The sequence below is a fragment of the Streptomyces sp. NPDC059909 genome (assembly GCF_042730885.1).
GTDB lineage: Bacteria > Actinomycetota > Actinomycetes > Streptomycetales > Streptomycetaceae > Streptomyces.
Genome location: NZ_JBHWKX010000180.1, coordinates 1 through 3,596 on the forward strand (window position 1 = coordinate 1; position 3,596 = coordinate 3,596).

General features: G+C 68.1%; 3 protein-coding genes and 1 pseudogene. All 4 read right to left on the reverse strand.

Features of this window, described 5'->3' with window-relative positions:
- Positions 1 to 12 precede the first annotated feature (12 nt).
- Complete coding sequence (locus ACFV9O_RS39880; RefSeq protein ID WP_385427885.1) at positions 13 to 543, reverse strand: helix-turn-helix domain-containing protein; 531 nt, start codon at positions 541 to 543, stop codon at positions 13 to 15.
- Positions 544 to 950: 407 nt separating this feature from the next.
- A complete protein-coding gene (locus ACFV9O_RS39885) occupies positions 951 to 1,973 on the reverse strand; it encodes an IS110 family transposase (protein ID WP_385427887.1) in 1,023 nt (340 codons plus the stop codon).
- A gap of 284 nt (positions 1,974 to 2,257) precedes the next feature.
- A pseudogene (locus ACFV9O_RS39890) lies at positions 2,258 to 2,791 on the reverse strand (transposase); the annotation flags it as partial.
- Between the two features lie 176 nt (positions 2,792 to 2,967).
- Positions 2,968 to 3,348, reverse strand: coding sequence for a hypothetical protein (locus tag ACFV9O_RS39895; RefSeq protein WP_351223038.1), 381 nt, complete (start codon positions 3,346 to 3,348; stop codon positions 2,968 to 2,970).
- Positions 3,349 to 3,596 lie beyond the last annotated feature (248 nt).

The following is a 3,596-nucleotide window of genomic DNA, read 5'->3' on the forward strand; positions in this document are numbered from 1 at the left end:
GGCTCACCCGCGCTAAGGCCAGCCGACGTCGACCGGACAGCACACCCAGTTTTCCCCAAGATCACGCCGCCCCGAAAGGGCCCCAGATGCTTTGGAGAGCTTGAAGGTGTCCACCAGATGCGGTTTGAGGCCGAAGGTCCGCCAGATCCGCGAGATCGTGGACTGGCTCAGGCCGCTGGCCGCGGCCATTTCCCGTGTCGACCAGTGCGTGGCGTTCTTCGGCGTGGTTTCCAGAGTCCGCACGACCACCTCCTCGACCTTCTCGTCGCTCACCGTGCGGGGCGGGCCGGGCCGCGGCTCGTCGGACAGGCCCTGGAGCCGGTCGGCCGCGAACCGCTTGCGCCACTTGGCCACCGTGACCGGGTGGACCCCAAGCTCCGCTCCCACCGCGGTGTTCGAACCGCCATCAGCGCACGCGAGCACGATCCGGCACCGCAACGCCAGAGCCTGCGAGGACGTTGCCCGCCGCGACCAGCGCAGCAACGTCTCTCGCTCCTCATCCGCCAGAACCACCTCGACCGTCGGCCGACCCATACGCGCCATGAGCCCAGCCTACTTCTATAGCGGAATAAAGACTCATGACACTAGGGGCCAGGTCACTCCCAGAGAAGCGATCCATCCCTACGTTGGAGGAATTGTCATTCCTGAAGGGGCGGGTTCTGTCAACGGTGGTGTTTCTGCTGGTTGTTAGCGGTATCGGGCAGGGCTGACCGACTCGTGGCCGGGGGGTGTGGTCCGAGGTAGGTGTGAGCATGCGGTTGTGCGTGTCGCTGTTCTCCAGCCCGCGATGCGGGAGGGCAGGGCCGTACTCGGCTGCCGGTCATTCCTTCGCGGCGCTGGGCCGCATGGAGCGATACGACGTGGGGCAGGCGGGGCCAATCAAATCCACGGCCGCGCCGTTGAGGGGGCCAGACAATTGCCCGGCCGCGCGCCTGCCGCCACCGAGCTGCTCACGCGGCCTGGCGGGCCAGGGCGCGGATGTGTCCGTCGCGCAGCCCGTAGTAGACCAGCGTGAGCAGTTTGCGGGCCGCGGCGACCTTCGCGATGTTCCTGCCGCGGCGGGCCTCGATCCGTGCCCGGTCTTCGGCGATCTTGGGTGTGGTGGCGCGTTGGATGGCCTCCACGACGGCCCAGCGCACGAGCTTGCTGCCCTGCTTGGTGACGTGCCCGCGGCGCACGACGGTGTCGGATTCGTAGTGGCGCGGGGTCAGTCCGGCCCAGGAGCACAACCGGTCGGCGGAGGGGAACCGGTGCACGTCGCCGATCTCGGCGACCAGCACGGCGGCCAGGACCGGTCCGATGCCGGGCAGGCACCGGATGGCCCCACAGCCGGTGTGGCCACGAAGCCGCTCGGCGATCCGGGTGTTGAAGACGGCTTCCTCGGCGTCAAGGATGTCGATCAGCTTCAGCAGAGAGACCACGCGCTGGGCGTAGGCACCGGACAGCGTGGTCTGCCCCAACCGGCGGCGGCCGTCGGTCCCGAACAACTCGGAGACGGCGATGAGGACCCCGGCCTTCGCGAGCACCGCGTGCACCTGGGCCTTCAGTCCACTGCGCAGAGCCACCAGTTTGGCCCGGTAGCGGACCAGTTCGCGCAACTCCCTCAGGTCGGGCGGGGCGATCCAGGACTCCGGAAGGCGCCCCATGCGCAGCAGGTCGGCGAGGTCCAAGGCGTCCTTGATGTCGTTCTTGACGCGCCGGTAGGCGAAGCCCTTCACACCCAACGGGTGGGCCAGGTGGACTTCGGCCCCGGCGGCCTGAAGCACGTCAACTGCCCAGTACCAGCCGTAGGTAGCCTCCACGACCACGTCCGGGCGACTGCCGGCCTGCTCGATCTGCAGGCCCAGCGCGACAGGGTCGTTGGCGATACGCACTGCGCTCAGCTGCGTGCCGTCCGCGGTCTGACGCACGATCACGGAGCGCCTGCGATGCAGGTCGATGCCGACGTACTGATGTCCGCCGTACTCGCTCATCAGAGGCCTCCTTCGCCATGACGAACGTGAACACCGGGTATGTACCCACCCCGCGGGGGCGGAGGCCCCGCCCCTTCATCGCATCAAGAGTTGTGGTCCGGGCCCCCTCCGAAGCCGTGATCGGATAGTTCTGCCAGCGCCATGTCGGCAGCGTTCCGGACGTAGTCCACAGGGTGTTGCTGGTAGGGCTCGAGCATGGGGCGGGCATCCGGATCGCGGGTGGAGCCCAGGATGGTGAGAGCGTGCTCGAGCAGGGGCGCATCCATCGTGGGCAGGGACCGGGCCAGCCCGGCGACCAGCGGTAGGGGCAGGTCACGTCGTTCGAAGGCGTCGCCGAGATGGACGCCGTCGGCCCAGACGTAGACGTAGTCGTTGCCCGACAGGTCACGATCCTGGAAGGCGGCGTGGTCGGCCTGCCACTGCGCGGTCAGCCGGGTGACGGTGGCTGGCGACAGCCCGGCCGAGGTGCCCAGGAACTGCTCCAGCGCGGGCACGAAGTCGCCGGAGGAAAGGCCGTGCAGATAGAGCAGCGGCAGCACCTCGCCGATCTTTGGGGACTTCCGCGCCCAGGGTGGCAGGATCGCGGTCGAGAACCGCTGGCGCTCTCCGGTTGTCGAATCAACGCGCTTGTCATTGACCCGCGGGGCCTTCACCTCGACCGCCCCCGCGGCGGTGGTGACCCTCCGCGGCCGGAGGTAGCCGTTGCGGACCACCAGACGCCGACCAGCGTCGTCCCGCTCGTACGCGAACTCCGCTATGTAGGCGTTGACCTCCGCCTCCAGCGCGGTGGCGAGCATCCGGGGGCCACTCGGACACATTGCGGGCAGGGGACAAGCCTGCCCGAGTAGCCGACAAGCGTACGGCTCCCTGATCATGCACGAACCCAAACCCTGGCAGGACACCGGCCAAACCCGCTGCGCCGACCTCAGGAGCACGGCCCTCAAACGGTGTGATCGTTCTTGTGGAGGGCGGCCGGAGTGGCCTCGCCGGGTCGTCAGTCCGCCGTCGGCTCCGTACCGATCAGGGAGAACGCGAGGATCGAGACGCGCGTGATCAGTCCCGCAAGCAGGATCGTGCCGAAGCCCTCGACCTCCAGCTCGGCGAACTTCCCGCCGAGCCAGGAGAGCAGCCACCAGATGAGCGAGTCCTGTACGAACCCGGCCAGGCCGAAGGCCAGCAGCGCCGGGGCCGGGACACGGGCGGACGGGCCGACGTAGACGAGCTGGGTGAGGAGCATGACCACGAGGGCGGCGACCATGAGTGAAAGCGGCACGTCCACATCTTCCGCACCCAGGGTGATGCCGGGCAGCAGGGCCCCGGCGATGCAAACGCCAGCGAGGGCACCGAGCTTGCGTCGTCTGCCTATGTCAGTCATGGGTGGACTCTCGCACGCGGGATGTGGGCCTGTGAAGATCCCGTAGACGCCGATGATCGGATCGAAACCGACGTTACCCGACTTGCAAGCGGGTCCGTCAACTTGACCCGGCCGTAAACGACCGGGCTTGGAGGTAGTGCCCAGCTGGCTGCTGGGTGGACTCCTCCGTCCAGACACCCCTATGGGGTGGCAGGGACGCGTGACTCACGCCCCGCAGTCCACACAGCCTCGCCCTTACGGGCGATGTT